We start from the raw sequence: 17,375 nt of genomic DNA, 5'->3' as shown, positions 1-17,375 counted from the left end.
CGGGTGCCGGGGATGAGCGGACGAGGAGGATGAGCGGTGACGGATCAGGACAAGCTGCTCGGATATCTCCGGCGTATGACGGGTGAGCTGAAAATCACCCGGCGGCAATTACGGGAAATGGAGAACCGGGCGGCCGAGCCGATAGCGATCATCGGGATGGCATGCCGCTACCCCGGCGGCGTTTCCTCACCGGAGGGGCTGTGGCAGCTGGTCGCCGACGGCCGGGACCCGGTCGGCGAGTTCCCCGCCGATCGTGGCTGGGACCTCGCCGCGCTCTACGACCCCACCGGCGAGCGCCCCGGCAGCAGCTACGTCCGGCACGCGAACTTCCTCGACGACCCGGCGGGATTCGATCCGGAGTTCTTCGGCATCGCCCCGCGCGACGCGCTGGAGATGGACCCGCAGCAGCGCCTGCTGCTGGAAGTGTCGTGGGAGGCGTTCGAACGGGCCGGGCTGGTGCCCGCCGAGCTGCGGGGCAGCCGGACCGGGGTGTTCGCCGGGGTGATGTACCACGACTACTCGCCGGGCGGCAGCCTGGGCAGTGTCGTCTCCGGCCGGGTCGCCTACACCCTCGGCCTCGAAGGCCCGGCCGTCACGGTCGACACCGCGTGCTCGTCCTCACTGGTCGCGGTGCACTGGGCGGCCGAGGCGCTGCGCCGTGGCGAGTGTTCGATGGCGCTGGCCGGCGGGGTGACGGTGATGGCGACGCCGGAGCCGTTCATCGACTTCAGCCGCCAGCGTGGGCTGTCACCGGACGGGCGCTCCAAGGCGTTCGCGGAGGCCGCCGACGGCGTCGGCTGGGGCGAAGGCGCGGGCGTGCTGCTCGTGCAGCGGTTGTCCGACGCCCTGCGGGACGGCCGCGAAGTGCTCGCGGTGCTCCGCGGTTCGGCCGTCAACTCCGACGGCGCCAGCAGCGGGCTCACCGCCCCGAACGGCCTCGCCCAGCAACGGGTGATCACGGACGCGCTCCGCGCCGCCGGGCTGGCACCGTCCGATGTGGACGCTGTGGACGGGCACGGCACCGGAACCACCCTGGGCGACCCGATCGAGGTGCAGGCGTTACTCGCCACCTACGGAAAGGACCGGCCAGCGGACCGGCCGCTGTGGCTGGGCTCGGTCAAGGCGAACCTCGGTCACACCCAGGCCGCGGCAGGCGTGGCCGGGGTGATCAAGATGGTCATGGCCTTGCGCAACCGGATCCTGCCGCGCACCCCGCACGTGGACCGGCCCTCGCCGCATGTCGACTGGTCGGCCGGTTCCGTGCGGCTGCTCACCGAACCACGCCCGTGGGCCGAGGGCGGCACCCCGCGCCGGGCCGGTGTCTCCTCGTTCGGCATCAGCGGCACGAACGCCCACGTCCTCATCGAGGAGCGGCCCGCGGCGGAGGGACCCGCCGCGCGACCGGCCGGGTGTGCGGTGGTGCCGTGGGTGTTGTCCGGGCACACCCCGGAAGCGCTCGTGGCCCAGGCGAAGCAGCTGTCCTCAATGGACAGTGGAAACCTTTCCGACGTGGCGTACTCGCTGGCCGTCACCCGTACCGCCTTTCCGCACCGCGCCGTCGTCGTCGGCACCGAGCACGCGGAGATCGCGGCGGGGCTGCGCGCGCTCGCCGAGGGTGCCGCGTCCGGGCGGGTGGTGACCGGCACGGCCGGGGGCGGGCGGACGGCGTTCCTGTTCTCCGGGCAGGGCAGCCAGCGCGCCGGGATGGGGCTCGCGCTCGCCGGGGAGTTCCCCGCGTTCGCCGCCGCCTTCGACGCGGTGTGCGCGGAACTCGACCGGTATCTGGACCGTCCGATCAGGAGCGTCATCGCGGACGGGGACGGCCTGGACGACACCGGTGCCACCCAGCCCGCGTTGTTCGCCGTCGAGGTGGCGTTGGCCCGGCTGCTCGAATCCTGGGGCGTGCGGCCGGATGTGGTGCTCGGGCATTCGGTCGGCGAACTGCCGGCGGCGCACCTGGCCGGTGTGCTGTCCCTGCCCGACGCCGCCAGGCTAGTGGCCGCGCGGGGCAGGTTGATGGCCGCGCTGCCCGCGGGTGGCGCGATGGTGGCCGTCGAGGCGACCGAGGAAGAGGTACTGCCGCTGGTGGGCCCGCGGCTCGGCATCGCGGCGGTGAACGGACGGCGGTCGATCGTACTGTCCGGTGTGGACAGTGTGGTCGCCGGGGCGGCGGCGCATTTCACGGCGGCCGGGCGGCGGGTCAGGCGGTTGCCGGTGTCGCACGCGTTCCATTCGGTGCTGATGGAGCCGATGCTCGCCGAGTTCCGGGCCGTGGCCGGGTCGGTCCGCTACGCCGAACCGCGCACGCCGATCGTGTCGACGGTGAGCGGGGGTCCGGTCATGGCGGCCGAGGTGTGCTCACCGGACTACTGGGTACGCAACGTCCGGGACACGGTACGGCTTTCCGCCGCCGTCACGGCGTTGCGAGGAGTGACCAGAATCGTCGAGATCGGGCCGGACGGCTCGCTGGCGGCGACGGCCGCGGAATCCACGGACGCGACCGTGATCCCGGTGCTGCGCCGTGACCGGCCCGAGGTCGCCGCGTGCGTGACGGCGCTGGCCCGGCTGCACGCGACCGGTGCGGTGGTCGACTGGCACGCGTTCTTCCCCGGAGCATCCAAAGTGGACCTGCCGACTTATCCGTTCCAGCGGCGGCGATACTGGATGCGTTCGACGCGTTCTGGCGCGGTGTCGTCGGCCGGCCTTGCCGACGCGGACCATCCCTTGCTGGGAGCGGTCGTCGCCAGGCCCGACTCCGGTGGGCTGGTGCTGACCGGCCGCCTTGCGGCCGACGCGGACTGGCCGGCCGAACACGTGATCCACGGTACGCGGCTGCTGCCGGGCACCGCGCTGGTCGAAGTGGTGCTGCGCGCCGCGGCCGAAGCCGGCTGCACGCGGATCGACGAACTGACGATGCAGGTGCCGGTCGTACTGCCGGAGTCCGCGCCGCTCGCGGTCCAGGTGGTCGTCGGGCCGCCCGGAGAGGCCGGGACCCGGTCGGTGGCCGTGTATTCCGAGTCGTCCGGGGAGTGGACGTGCCATGCCACCGGTGTGCTCGGCGAAGGCACCGGGACGTGGTCGGACCTGACATCGTGGCCGCCCGCCGGTGCGGAGGAAATCGCTCTCGACGGCCGCTACGACGAACTCGCCGCGCAGGGTTACGAGTACGGCCCGTCCTTCCGGGGGCTGCGCCGGGTGTGGCGCCGCGAGGACGAAGTGTTCGCCGAGGTCGCCCTCCCCGAGGACAGGCGTGCCGACGCCGCGGCGTTCGCCGTGCATCCCGCGCTGTTCGACGCCGCCCTGCACGCACGGCTCGTCGTGGCGTCCGGCGAGCAGGCCCAGCTGCCGTTTTCCTGGACCGGGGTGACCATCGGGCCTGCCACCGGGGTCTCCGCGTTGCGGGTCCGGATCACCGGCACCGGCGCGATCGCCTGTGCGGACGCCTCCGGGACACCGGTCGTCGAGGTCGAATCCCTGACCACCCGCCCGGCCGGTACGGCGCCGGCGGACACCGCGTCGCGTGACGCGCTGTTCGAGGTGCGGTGGCGGCAGATCGCGAGCCGGCCTGTCCGAGCCGCCCTCGTCGGGCCCGGTGCGTGGCGCGGGCCCCGGTTCGCCGATGTGCGCGAACTGGCCGAGGCCGCGGAGCGGCCGCCGGTCGCCATCGCTTGTGTGCCGGAGACCCCGGACAGGGGTGTACCCGATGAGGCCAGGGCGACGGCCGAATGGGCGCTGGAGCTGGTGCGGGCGTGGCTCGCCGAGGAGCGATTGCACGACGTCCCGCTCGCCGTGGTCACCCGCAACGGCATCGCGGCCGGGCACGACGACGCCGTGGACCTCGCCATGGCGCCGGTGTGGGGCCTCGTACGGGCCGCGCAGGCCGAGCACCCCGGCCGGTTCCTGCTGGTCGATCTCGAGCGGGGCGACGACGAGATCCCCGAGGTGTTTTCCCCGGCCGAGCCGGAGATCGCCGTTCGTGGTGGGGTGTCGCTGGTTCCGCGTCTTGTGCGTGCCGCTGTGTCCGTTGTGGACGGTGGCGGGGTCGAGGGCGCGGTTCTGGTCACGGGTGGTACCGGTGGTCTGGGTGCGGTGTTCGCGCGGCATCTGGCGGGTCGTGGTGTGCGGCGGTTGGTGTTGGTGTCGCGTCGGGGTTTGGCTGCGCCGGGGGCGCCGGGGTTGGTGGCCGAGTTGTCGGCCGTGGGTGCCGAGGTTTCGGTGGTGGCTTGCGATGTGGCCGACCGGGCCGCGGTGACGGCCTTGGTCGCCGATATCGGCGGGCCGATCCTCGGGGTGATCCACGCGGCGGGCGTGCTCGACGACGGGCTCGTCGCATCGCTGACCCCGGAGCGCCTCGACGCCGTGTTGCGGCCGAAGGTCGATGGCGCCTGGTGGTTGCACGAGGCGACCGCGGGGCTCGGCCTGGAGTTCTTCGTGCTGTTCTCCTCGGTGTCCGGAGTGCTGGGCAGCGCGGGACAAGCCGCTTACGGCGCGGCCAACACGTTCGTCGACGGCCTGGCGGCTCATCGGCGTTCTCTCGGTCTTCCCGGCGTTTCCCTTGCCTGGGGCCCGTGGGATCTCGGCCTCGCGGGCGATCTCGCGGCGGCCGACGTCGGGCGAATGGAGCGAGCCGGGGTTTCCGCGCTGTCGGCGGCCCAGGGCGTGGCGTTGTTCGACGCCGCGATGGGCGCGGGCCCGGCGCTCGTCGTCCCGGCCCGGCTCGACCTGGCGGCTGTTCGCGCTTCGGCTGCCGCCGACGCCGTGCCCGCGTTGCTGCGCGGTTTGGTCCGCGTGCCGGCCGCGGCGCCCCGGAGCGGGCTGGCGGACCGGGTACGGGCGTTGCCCCCGGCGGAGGCCGGGCAGCTCCTGGTGGACCTCGTGCGTGGGCATGTCGCCGTGGTGCTGGGTTTCGGCTCGGGCGCTTCCGTCGGGGTGGATCGTTCGTTCGGGGAACTGGGTTTCGATTCGTTGTCGGCGTTGGAGTTGCGTAACCGGTTGATGGAGGTGTCGGGGCTCCGGTTGCCGGCGTCGTTGGTGTTCGACTACCCCTCCGTGACGGCCGTGGCCGAGTTGTTGCTGGTGGAGCTGGGGATTCGTGAGCGGCCCGAGTCCGACGCGGTGGTACGGGACGCCACGGTCGACGATCCGGTGGTGATCGTCGGGATGGGATGCCGTTATCCGGGTGGCGTGGTGTCGCCGGAGGATTTGTGGGATCTGGTGGTTTCCGGTGGGGACGGCATCGGCGGGTTTCCCGCCGATCGCGGCTGGGACCCGAATGTGGTGAATCCCGGCGGCGAAGCCGGGGCCTCGTATGTGGGCCGCGGCGGATTTCTGGCGGGTGTGGCGGATTTCGACGCGGGGTTTTTCCGGGTGAGTCCGCGTGAGGCTGTGGGGATGGATCCGCAGCAGCGGCTGTTGCTGGAGGTGTGCTGGGAGACGGTCGAGCGCGCGGGGATCGCACCGTCGGATTTGCGGGGTTCGCAGACCGGCGTCTTCATGGGGGTGATGTACCACGATTGGGGCCGCGGTGGGGGGATCCCCGAAGACATCGCCGGATACGTGAGCAACGGCAGCTTGGGCAGTGTGGTGTCGGGCCGGATCGCCTACACGTTGGGGCTCGAGGGGCCCGCGGTGAGTGTGGACACGGCGTGTTCGTCGTCGTTGGTCGCGTTGCATTGGGCCGTGCAGTCGTTGCGGCGCAACGAATGTTCGCTGGCCTTGGTCGGCGGGGTGACCGTGATGGTGTCGCCGGAGCCGTTCGTGGACTTCTCCCGTCAGGGTGGGCTTGCTCGGGATGGCCGGTGTAAGTCGTTCGCGGCGGCCGCGGACGGCACCGGTTGGTCCGAGGGTGTCGGTGTGTTGCTGGTGGAGCGCCTTTCGGACGCGCGCCGCAACGGGCACGACGTGCTCGCGGTGATCCGGGGTTCGGCGGTGAACTCCGACGGCGCCTCCCACGGGCTGACCGCGCCGAACGGCCGGGCGCAGCAACGGGTGATCCGCCGGGCACTCGCCGACGGCGGCCTCGAACCGTCCGATGTGGACGCCGTCGAAGGACACGGCACCGGGACGGTGCTGGGTGATCCGATCGAGGCGCAGGCGTTGCTGGCGACTTATGGCAGGGATCGCGTTGAGCCGTTGTGGTTGGGGTCGGTGAAGTCGAATATCGGTCACGCGCAGGCGGCGGCGGGGGTGGCCGGGGTGATCAAGATGGCGATGGCCATGCGGCACGGTTCGCTGCCCAAGACCTTGCACGTCGATGCGCCGTCACCGCATATCGACTGGGACACGGGGAATGTGCGGTTGCTGACCGAGGCCCGGGAGTGGGCGGTCAACGGTCGTCCGCGCCGGGCGGGGGTGTCCTCCTTCGGCATCAGCGGCACCAACGCCCACGTTGTCCTGGAAGAAGGAGAGTCCCGGCCCGCCAAGGCCGCTCCCGGCTGGTCCCTTCCCGTGGCGTGGCCGGTGTCCGCGGCGAGCCCGCGGGCGCTGCGGGCGCAGGCAGGACGCTTGCTGTCCTGGCGTGGCGACCGGAATCCGGTCGACGTCGCCTTCTCGCTGGCCACCACCCGGGCACCCCTGGAACACCGCGCCGTGGTGGTCGGCTCCGGCCGGGCCGATCTGAAAGCGGGTCTGGTCGCGCTGGCGGACGACACGCCCGCGTCCGGCCTCGTCACCGGAGAACCACGCGACGGCGCGACCGCTTTCCTGTTCTCCGGGCAGGGCGCGCAGCGCGCCGGCATGGGCCTCGAACTGGCCGACGCGTTCCCGGTGTTCGCCGAGGCACTCGACGAGATCTGCACGGAAGCAGACCGCACGGCGGGCGGGTCGTTGCGATCACTGATCGAGAGCGGCGAAGGGCTGGACCGGACCGAACACACGCAGCCCGCGTTGTTCGCGGTCGAGGTGGCGTTGTTCCGGCTGCTCGAATCGTGGGGAGTGCGGCCGGACGTCGTCGCGGGGCATTCGATCGGCGAATTCGCCGCGGCACACGTCGCGGGTGTCTGGTCGCTCGCCGACGCCGTACGGCTGGTGACAGCGCGGGGCAGGCTGATGGCGGCGCTGCCCGAGGGCGGGGTGATGGTGGCGGTCGAGGCGGCCGAGGACGAGGTGCGGCCGCTGCTCACCGAAGGCGCCTGGCTTGCCGCGGTGAACGGACCGCGGTCGGTGGTCGTCTCGGGTGCCGACGACGCCGTGTCGGCGGTCGTGAACCGATTGGCTGCCGACGGCCGCCGGGCGAAACCCCTGCGGGTGTCGCACGCGTTCCACTCCGGGCTGATGGAGCCGATGCTGGCCGGGTTCCGGTCGGTGGCCGAATCCGTGACCTTCGGCGCTCCCCGGATCCGCTTCGTGTCGACCGTGACCGGTGGGGCGGTGGCGGCCGGCGAACTGTGCACCGTGGACTATTGGGTCCGCAATGTACGGGACACCGTGCGCTTCGCCGACGCGGTGCGGCAGCTGGCCGGAACCGGAGTGAGCCGGTACGTCGAGGTCGGGCCGGACGCGGTGCTCTCGGGCCAGGTCCGCGCGTGCGTTCCCGGCGAGGCCGTCGTGGTTCCGGTACTGCGCCGCGACCGCTTCGAACCGATGACCGCCGTGACCGCGCTGGCACACCTGTACGTGTCGGGCGGCGCGGTCGACTGGGCGGGTTACTTCGCGGGCAGCGGAGCGTCCAAAGTGGACCTGCCGACCTACGCGTTTCAGCGCTCGCGCTACTGGTTGACGCCGAAGCCTCCCGCGGCGACGGCCGCCGAGTCCGGGCAGGCCGGGACCGATCACCCCATCCTGCGCGCCGTCGTGCCGGTGCCCGCGACCGGCGGAGTAGTGCTGACCGGCACGCTGTCGCCTGTCCGGCACCCCTGGCTGGCCGATCACCTCGTGCGGGACCGCGTGGTGGTGCCCGGTACCGCTTTCGTGGATCTGGCCCTGCGAGCCGGTGCCGAGGTGGACTGCGGCGAGGTTCGTGAGCTGGTCATCGAAGCACCGCTGGTCCTGCCCGGTACGGCGGCCGTCCAGGTGACGGTGGACGGCGCCGGGGCCGACGGAACACGCGCGGTGACAGTGTTTTCGCGGCCCGAGGGTGACGAGGGGGAGTGGACCCGGCACGCGACCGGACTGCTCGCGCCCGCCGGTGCCGAACCGGCGCCCGATCTGGCCGAATGGCCGCCGTCCGGGGCGGAGCCCGTCGATGTCGATGCTCTCTATGCCGGCCTCGCCGACGTCGGCCTGGCGTATGGGCCGGTGTTCCGGGGTGTCCGGCGGGCTTGGCGTACCGGTGACACGATCTGTGCGGAGGTCGCGCTGCCCGATGAGGTCGACACCACCGGCTTCGGCCTGCATCCGGCTCTCCTCGACGCCGCGCTGCACCCGATCGCGCTGCTGCGCGAGGACGCGGCCGAGGCCCAGGTCCCGTTCGCCTTCCAAGCGGTGAGCCGCTGGTCCGGCCGGGCGACGACGCTGCGGGTCCGCCTGTCCGGCACGGACACCGTGTCGATCGTGGCCGTCGACGCCGCCGGAACGCCGGTGGTCACCATCGCTTCCCTTACCCTGCGCGAGGTTTCCTCCGGCACAGCGGTCGCCCGGGACTCGCTGTTCGAGACGCGGTGGGTGCCCGCGAGCGACGTCGAGCCGGTCGAATCGCGCAAAGTCACTCACGTCTCCGAACTGACGGCGCTGGCCGAGGCCGTGGGCGAAGGCGCGGGAATGCCCGGCGAGGTGTGTTATGTCCTGCCCGCTCGCGATGGTGAGGTTCCGGAGGTCGCGCGGGCGGTCACCGCCGAGTTGCTCGCGGTGGCACGGACCTGGCTGGGCGAGCCGCGGTTCGCGCAAGCACGGCTGACGGTGCTCACCCGTGGCGCGGTCGCGGCCGTGGACGGCGACGTCCCCGACCCCGGGATGGCCGCGGCCTGGGGACTGATGAGATCGGCCGTGGCGGAGCACCCCGGCCGGTTCCGGGTGATCGACCTCGACGCCACGGCCGGACCCACCGCGTTCGGCTCGGACGAACCGGAGATCGCCGTTCGTGGTGGGGTGTCGCTGGTGCCGCGTCTTGTGCGTACCGCTGTGTCCGTTGTGGACGGTGGCGGGGTCGAGGGCGCGGTTCTGGTCACGGGTGGTACCGGTGGTCTGGGTGCGGTGTTCGCGCGGCATCTGGCGGGTCGTGGTGTGCGGCGGTTGGTCTTGGCGTCGCGCCGGGGCTTGGCTGCGCCGGGGGCGCCGGGGCTGGTGGCCGAGTTGTCGGCCGTGGGTACCGAGGTTTCGGTGGTGGCCTGCGATGTGGGTGACCGGGCCGCGGTGCGGGAGCTGGTCGCCGGGATTCCGGGCCGGCTGGCCGGCGTGGTGCACGCGGCGGGCGTGACCGACGACGGGCTGCTCGAATCGCTGACCCCGGAGCGCGTCGACGCCGTGTTGCGGCCGAAGGTCGATGGGGCCTGGTGGTTGCACGAGGCGACCGCGGAGCTGGACTTCTTCGTGGTGTTCTCCTCGGCCTCCGGCACGCTCGGCACCGCGGGCCAGGCCGCGTACGCCGCGGGCAACGCCGCCGTCGACGCCTTGGCCGAAGTGCGGCGTTCCGCGGGCTTGCCGGGTGTTTCCCTTGCCTGGGGACTCTGGGATCTCGGTATGGCGGACGAGCTCGCCGACGCGGACCTCGCCCGGATGCGCCGTTCCGGGGTGACGGCCTTGACCGTCGAGGAAGGACTCGCGCTGTTCGACACGGCCATCTCGGCCGACCGCGCTGTCGTGCTCCCGATCCGGCTCGATCTCGCCGCGGTGCGCGCACAGGCGGCGCGGGACGGCGTTCCCCCGCTGTTACGCGGCTTGGTCCGTGCGCCGGCACGCCCGGCGAATCCGGGCGGGCTGCGTTCCCGTATCGCGGAAATGCCTGCCGTCGAGGCGGAGCGTGTTCTGCTCGAGCTGGTGCGTGGTCATGTCGCCGTGGTGCTGGGTTTCGGTTCGGGTGTTTCCGTCGGGGTGGATCGTTCGTTCGCGGAGCTGGGTTTCGATTCGTTGTCGGCGTTGGAATTGCGTAACCGGCTGAGCGAGGTTTCCGGGGTGCGGCTGCCGGTTTCGCTGGTGTTCGATTATCCGTCGGTAGCGGCGGTGGCCGGATTGCTGCTGGCGGTACTCGGTGCCGGGGAAAGTGCCGAGTCCCCTGTGGTCGCTCCGCGCGAGCTGGACGGTGATCCGGTGGTGATCGTGGGGATGGGGTGCCGTTATCCGGGTGGTGTGGTGTCGCCGGAGGGTTTGTGGGATCTGGTGGTTTCCGGTGGTGACGGTATCGGGGATTTCCCGGTCGACCGTGGCTGGGACCTGAATGTGGTGGGTTCTGACGGTGATGCCGGGTCTTCGTATGTGGGTCGTGGTGGGTTTTTGGCGGGGGTGGCGGATTTCGATGCGGGGTTTTTCCGGGTGAGTCCGCGTGAGGCTGTGGGGATGGATCCGCAGCAGCGGTTGTTGCTGGAGGTGTGCTGGGAGACGGTGGAGCGTGCGGGGATCGCGCCGTCGGATTTGCGGGGTTCTCAGACCGGTGTGTTCATGGGGGTGATGTATCACGATTGGGGCCGGGGTGGTGAGGTTCCCGAAGAGGTTGCCGGGTATGTGGGCAACGGCGGTTTGGGCAGTGTGGTGTCGGGCCGGATCGCTTATACGTTGGGGCTCGAGGGTCCTGCGGTGAGTGTGGATACGGCGTGTTCGTCGTCGTTGGTGGCGTTGCACTGGGCTGTGCAGTCGTTGCGGCGCAATGAATGTTCGCTGGCGTTGGTGGGTGGGGTGACGGTGATGGTGTCGCCGGAGCCTTTTGCGGATTTTGCTCGTCAGGGTGGGCTTGCTCGTGATGGCCGGTGTAAGTCGTTCGCGGCGGCCGCGGACGGGACGGGCTGGTCCGAGGGCGCCGGTGTGTTGCTGGTGGAGCGTTTGTCGGACGCGCGCCGGAACGGGCATGAGGTTGTGGCCGTGGTGCGGGGTTCGGCGGTGAATTCGGATGGTGCGTCGAACGGGTTGACGGCGCCGAACGGCCGGGCGCAGCAGCGGGTGATTCGCCGGGCGCTCGCCGAGGGTGGTCTTGATCCGTCCGATGTGGACGTTGTGGAGGCGCATGGTACCGGGACGGTATTGGGTGATCCGATCGAGGCGCAGGCGTTGCTGGCGGTTTTCGGCCGGGAGCGGGTTGAGCCGTTGTGGTTGGGGTCGGTGAAGTCGAATATCGGTCACGCGCAGGCGGCGGCGGGGGTGGCCGGGGTGATCAAGATGGCGATGGCGATGCGTCATGGTGTGTTGCCGGAGACTTTGCATGTCGACGCGCCGTCGCCGCATATTGATTGGGACACGGGGAATGTGCGGTTGTTGACCGAGGCCCGGGAGTGGGCGGTCAATGGTCGTCCGCGCCGGGCGGGGGTGTCGTCGTTCGGCATCAGCGGCACCAACGCCCACGTCATCATCGAGGAATCCGGCGAGCGGCCATCCGCCCCGGGCCCGTCGAGCCCACCGCCCGTCACGCCGTGGGTGCTCAGTGCCCGCACCGAGCCCGCGTTACGGGCGCAGGCAGGGCGCTTGCTGTCCTGGCGTGGCGACCGGAATCCGGTCGACGTCGCCTTCTCGCTGGCCACCACCCGGGCACCCCTGGAACACCGGGCCGTGGTGTTCGACGGCAGGGACGGCGTCGCCGCACTGGCACGCGGCGAATCGCCTGGCGTCGCGGATGTCGTGCAGGATGGCGCGACCGCTTTCCTGTTTTCCGGGCAGGGGGCGCAGCGCGCCGGTATGGGTCTCGAACTGGCCAAGGCGTTCCCGGTGTTCGCTGAGGCATTCGACGAGGTCTGCGCGGAAATCGACCGGCACCGGGGCGGCTCGATCAAGGAAGCGATCGTCACCGGGGAGGGGCTGGACCACACCGGCACCACGCAACCGGCCTTGTTCGCCCTCGAAGTCGCGCTGTCCCGGCTGCTCGGATCCTGGGGCGTGCGACCGGATTTCCTGGTCGGGCATTCGGTCGGTGAGCTCACTGCCGCGTACGTGGCCGGAGTGTTCTCGCTGCCGGACGCGGCCCGGCTCGTCGTCGCGCGAGCCCGGCTGATGGCGGCGCTGCCCGAGGGCGGGGTGATGGTGGCGGTCGAGGCGGCCGAGGACGAGGTGCGCCCGCTGCTCACCGGGGGAGCGGGCATCGCGGCGGTCAACGGGCCGCGCTCCCTGGTCGTTTCCGGGGCCGAGCAAGCGGTCGGGAAGGTCACGGCCGCACTGGGCAGGGCCAAGCGGCTGCCGGTGTCCCACGCGTTCCACTCGCCGCTGATGGAACCGATGCTGGCCGGGTTCCGGTCCGCCGCCGAGGCCGTGACCTACCACGCCGCGCGGATTCCGCTGGTGTCCACCGTGACCGGGACGGTCGCCGGCGCGGAATTGCGCACCCCGGACCACTGGGTGCGCAACGTGCGGGACAGCGTCCGGTTCGCGGACGCCGTGAGCACCCTCGCCGGTGCGGGAGCGGTGCGCTGCGTGGAGATCGGGCCCGACGCGGTGCTGACCGCGATGGCCCGGCAGAGCGCCGACATGTCCGTGGTGCCGATGCTGCGGCGCGACCGGCCCGAGCCGGACACCGCCGTCGCGGCGCTCGCGCGGCTGTGGGCGTCCGGAGCCGACGTCGATTGGGCCGCGTACTTCGCGGGCAGTGGTGCTCGCCGGGTCGCCTTGCCCACGTATCCCTTCCAGCGCAAGACTTATTGGCTGCGGCCCGTGCCGCGGTCCGATCTCGCCGCGGCGGGCCTGGCCGGGGTCGGCCACCCCCTGCTCGGCGCGGCGGTGCGGATGCCGGGGACCGACGCCGTGGTGTTCACCACCCGGCTTGGCACGGACACGGCGTCGTGGCTGGGCGAGCACGTCGTGCTCGACCGGATCGTCCTGCCCGGTACCGCGTTCGTCGAGGTGGTGCTGCGAGCCGGGGCCGAGGTCGGCTGCGGCCAGCTGGCCGAGCTGACCCTGGCCGCGCCGCTGGTGCTGTCTCCGCGGGGCGGCGTCGTGGTGCAGGTGAAAGTCGACGCGCCCGGCGAGTCGGGACAACGGGCCGTCGAGGTCCATTCCCGCGCCGACGAACCGGACGCGCCGTGGACCAGGAACGCCACGGGGGTGCTGCTGCCCGCCGACGCCGCCCCGATCGAGGTGGGCCCCGTCGCCGAGTGGCCACCCCCTGGCGGCGCCGAGGTGGACGTGACCGGTCTTTACGACGACCTCGCCGCCCTCGGTTACGACTACGGGCCCGCCTTCCGGGGACTTCGGCGGATGTGGCGACGCGGTGAGGAATTGTTCGCCGAGGTCACGCTTCCTCCCGAGACCGTCGGCGTGCGCGCGTACGGCGTGCATCCGGCGCTGTTCGACGCGGCGTTGCACGCTCAGCTGCTGGACATGGACGGCGAAGGCGGGCCGGTTCTCCCGTTCGCCTGGAACGGGGTCTCGCTCGGCGCTGGTACCGGCACGGCCGAGTTGCGAGTACGGATCGCTCCGGCCGGGAGCGACGCGGTGTCGCTGATCGCCGTCGACAGCGCGGGCACGCCGGTCGTGTCGGTGGCGTCCCTGGTGGCCCGTCCGGCCGGTGCCCTGCCCTCCGCACCGGTCGGCCGGAACGCGTTGTGGCGGATCACCTGGGAACCGGTCGAGGTGACGCCGTGCCCGGACGCCGCCGTGCACCGTATGTCCGCTGTGGACGGTGAAGTTCCGGTGGCGACTCGCGCCGCGCTGAACGAGGCGCTGGGCGTGATCCAGGACTGGCTGACGGAACCCACCGGGCGGTTGACGTTCGTCACCCGGGACGCGGTGGCGGTCGGCGGCGAACGGGTGAACCCGGCGCACGCGGCCGTATGGGGGCTGGTCCGGGCGGCCGAGGCGGAACATCCGGGCCGTTTCCGGTTGCTGGACCTGGATTCCGGCGACGCGGAGGTGCCGGGCGACCATGCCGAGCTCGCCGTCCGCGGCGGGGTGGCCCACGTGCCCGGCCTGGCCCGGGTGTCCGTTGTGGACACCGAGCCTCCCGCCGTGGCCGGCACGGTCCTGATCACCGGCGGCACGGGTGGTCTCGGCGCGCTGCTCGCCCGGCACCTCGTCGTCGCGCACGGCGTGCGGCGTCTGGTGCTCACCTCACGCCGGGGGCGGGCCGCGTCGGGCGCGGCCGAACTGGCCGGGGAACTCGCCGGGCTCGGTGCCGAAGTCGTCGTCGCGGCGTGTGACGTCGCGGACCGGGCGGCGGTCGGCGAGCTCGTGGACAGCCTTCCCGACCTGACGGCGGTGGTGCACGCGGCGGGCGTCGTGGACAACGGCCTTGTCGAATCGTTGACGCCGGACCGGCTCGCCGCAGTCCTCGCGCCCAAAGTGGACGGTGCGTGGAATCTGCACCAAGCCACCGCGAGCCGTGACCTGCGGGCGTTCATGGTCTTCTCGTCCGTGGCGGGATCGCTGCTCGCGGCGGGCCAGTCCGCCTACGCCGCGGCCAACGCGGCAGCCGACGCGATCGCCGTGCACCGGCGGGCCGCGGGTTTGCCCGCGGTGTCGCTGGCCTGGGGCGCGTGGGCGCGGACGGGGCTGGCCGCCGCGCTCGGCGAGGCAGGCCAGGACCGGCTCGCCCGGCTCGGCCTGCCGCCGTTGCCGCCGGAGGAGGGCCTCGCCCTGTTCGACGTCGCGTGGGCGGCAGCGGCGGCCGATCCGGTGCTGCTTCCGGTGAAACTCGACATTCCCGCACTGCGTGCCCGCGGGGACGGGGTCCCGGCCATGCTGCGCGGCCTGACCTCCGCCGGATCCGCGGGCCGGGCCACTGCGGCACCGGCGGGCAAGACCGTGGCCGCCGAGCTGGCAGGCCTCGCTCCGGCCGATCGCGAACCCTTCCTGCTCGAAGTCGTTCGCGGGCAGGTCGCCGAAGTACTGGGGCACGAGTCGGCCGCCGAGATCGGGCCCGATCGGGCCTTCCAGGAACTCGGGTTCGACTCGCTGGCCGCGGTGGAGTTGCGCAACCGGCTCGGCGCGGCAATGGGATCGGCGTTGCCGGCGACCGTGGTGTTCGACCATCCCACCTCGGCCGCGCTCACCCGGCACCTGCTCGACCTGGTGGGCGCCGGCGAGACGGACCCGGTCGATCCGGTGCTCGGCGAGATCGACCGGCTGGCGGCGAGTCTGGTGGCCACCGCGGGCGCGGACAGCCGCGGCAAGGTACTGGCCCGGTTCGAGGCGCTGGTGCGGCGGTGGCGGGCCCCGGCGGGAGCCGGGGACCCGGCGACCCGGGATCCGGCCGGTGATCTGGGCGTGGCCACGGACGACGAGTTGTTCAGCGTCCTCGACGACGAACTGGGGCTGACATGACGACCGAGGAGAAACTCCGCGACTACCTCAGGCGGGCCACCACCGACCTGCGCGCCGCCCGGCACCGGGTGCGGGAGCTGGAGGACCGCGATCGCGAACCGATCGCGATCGTCGGGATGGCGTGCCGGTTCCCCGGCGGCGTCACCGATCCGGCAGGACTGTGGCGGCTGGTCGCCGAGGGACGGGACGCGATCGGCGGGTTCCCGGTCGACCGCGGCTGGGATCTCGAAGGCATTTACGATCCGCATCCCGGGCAGCCGGGGAAGACCTACGTCCGGCACGGTGGTTTCCTCTACGACGCGACGGGTTTCGACGCGGAGTTCTTCGGCATCAGCCCGCGCGACGCGCGACGCGCCGATCCGCAGCAGCGGCTGCTGCTGGAGGTCTCCTGGGAAGCCGTCGAACGCGCCGGTATCGACCCGGTCACCCTGAAGGGCAGCGCCACCGGTGTCTACACGGGACTGATGTACCACGACTACACCGGTGGCGGCCCCGGCGGCAGCCTGGTGTCCGGCCAGGTCGCGTACAGCCTCGGCCTGGAGGGGCCCGCGGTCAGCATCGACACCGCCTGCTCGTCGTCGCTGGTCGCCCTGCACGTCGCGGCGCAGTCGTTGCGGCGCGGCGACTGCGGGCTGGCGCTCGCGGGCGGGGTGACGGTGATGAGCACGCCGGAGATGTTCGTCGACTTCAGCAGGCAACGCGGCCTCGCGCCGGACGGACGGTGCAAGGCGTTCTCCGCGGCGGCCGACGGTACCGGCTGGGCCGAGGGCGTCGGGGTGCTCGTGCTGGAACGGCTGCGGGACGCCCGCCGCAACGGCCACCCGGTGCTGGCGCTGCTCCGCGGCAGCGCGGTCAACCAGGACGGCGTCAGCAACGGCTTCACCGCGCCCAACGGGCTGGCGCAGGTCAGGGTCATCGAGCGGGCGCTGGCAGGCGCCGGCCTCGAAGCGTCCTCTGTGGACTGTGTGGAGGCGCACGGTACCGGAACCACCCTCGGCGACCCGATCGAGGCGCAGGCGTTGCTCGCCACCTACGGCCGTGACCGGCCCGCGGACCGTCCACTGTGGCTGGGAACGGTCAAGTCCAATCTCGGGCACCCGCAGGCCGCGGCCGGGGTGGCGGGAGTGATCAAGATGGTGCAGGCCATCCGGTCCGGGATGCTGCCGAAGACCCTCCACGCGGAAGAGCCGACGCCGCAGGTGGACTGGTCCGCCGGCACGGTACGGCTGCTGACCGCCAACACGGCGTGGCCGGGGGCGGACCGGCCGCGGCGGGCGGCGGTGTCCTCGTTCGGGATCAGCGGCACCAACGCGCACGTCATCCTCGAACAGGCCGCCGAGCCGGAATCCGCCGAGGAGGCCGAGGCACCCGCCGTCACCCCGTGGGTCCTGTCCGCGCGGACCGGCGCCGCGTTGCGCGACGCCGCCCGGCGGCTGGCCCGGCACGTCGAGGACAACCCGGGGCAGACCGAGGCCGCCGTCGCCCGCTCCCTCGCCGCCGGCCGGGCGGCGTTCGAACGGCGCGCGGTCGTGCTCTCCGGGGACCGGATCGAGGCGTTGCGCGGCATCGCGGACGATCACCTCCCCGAGCCCGTGGTGACCGGGACGGCGGATGTCCGGGGCAGGACGGTGTTCGTCTTCCCCGGGCAGGGTTCGCAGTGGGCGGGCATGGCCACCGGCCTGCTGACCGCGTCACCCGTGTTCGCCGGCCGGTTCGCCGAGTGCTCGGCCGCGTTGGAGCCGCTCGTCGGCTGGTCGCCCGAGGCCGCGTTGTCCGGCCTGCCGGGCGAGCCCTCCCTGGACCGGGTCGACGTCGTCCAGCCGCTGTTGTGGGCGGTCATGGTTTCGCTGGCGGCGCTGTGGCAGGCGCACGGTGTCCGGCCGGACGCGGTGATCGGCCACTCCCAGGGCGAGATCGCGGCCGCGTGCGTGGCGGGGGCGCTGTCGCTCGAAGACGGGGCGAGGGTGGTCGTACTGCGCAGCCGGGCGATCGCCGAGCTGCTGGGCGGGCGCGGTGGCGGGATGCTCTCGGTCGGCCTGTCCGCGGCG

2 protein-coding genes are annotated in these 17,375 nt (G+C 72.4%); both read left to right on the top strand.

The genetic code is table 11. The annotated features are described in order from the left end of the window. Window positions 1–36 precede the first annotated feature (36 nt). Complete coding sequence (locus ACFWX1_RS29655) at window positions 37–15,327, top strand: SDR family NAD(P)-dependent oxidoreductase (protein ID WP_378392848.1); 15,291 nt, start codon at window positions 37–39, stop codon at window positions 15,325–15,327. Next, on the top strand, window positions 15,324–17,375 hold a 2,052-nt coding region (locus tag ACFWX1_RS29650; protein WP_378392846.1), incomplete at its 3' end, for a type I polyketide synthase. The genes ACFWX1_RS29655 and ACFWX1_RS29650, both read left to right, overlap by 4 nt.

The organism is Amycolatopsis sp. NPDC059021 (assembly GCF_042739895.1).
Classification (GTDB): domain Bacteria; phylum Actinomycetota; class Actinomycetes; order Mycobacteriales; family Pseudonocardiaceae; genus Amycolatopsis.
Note: the sequence above shows the minus strand (reverse complement) of the source record. Positions and strands in the feature narration are given on the sequence as shown.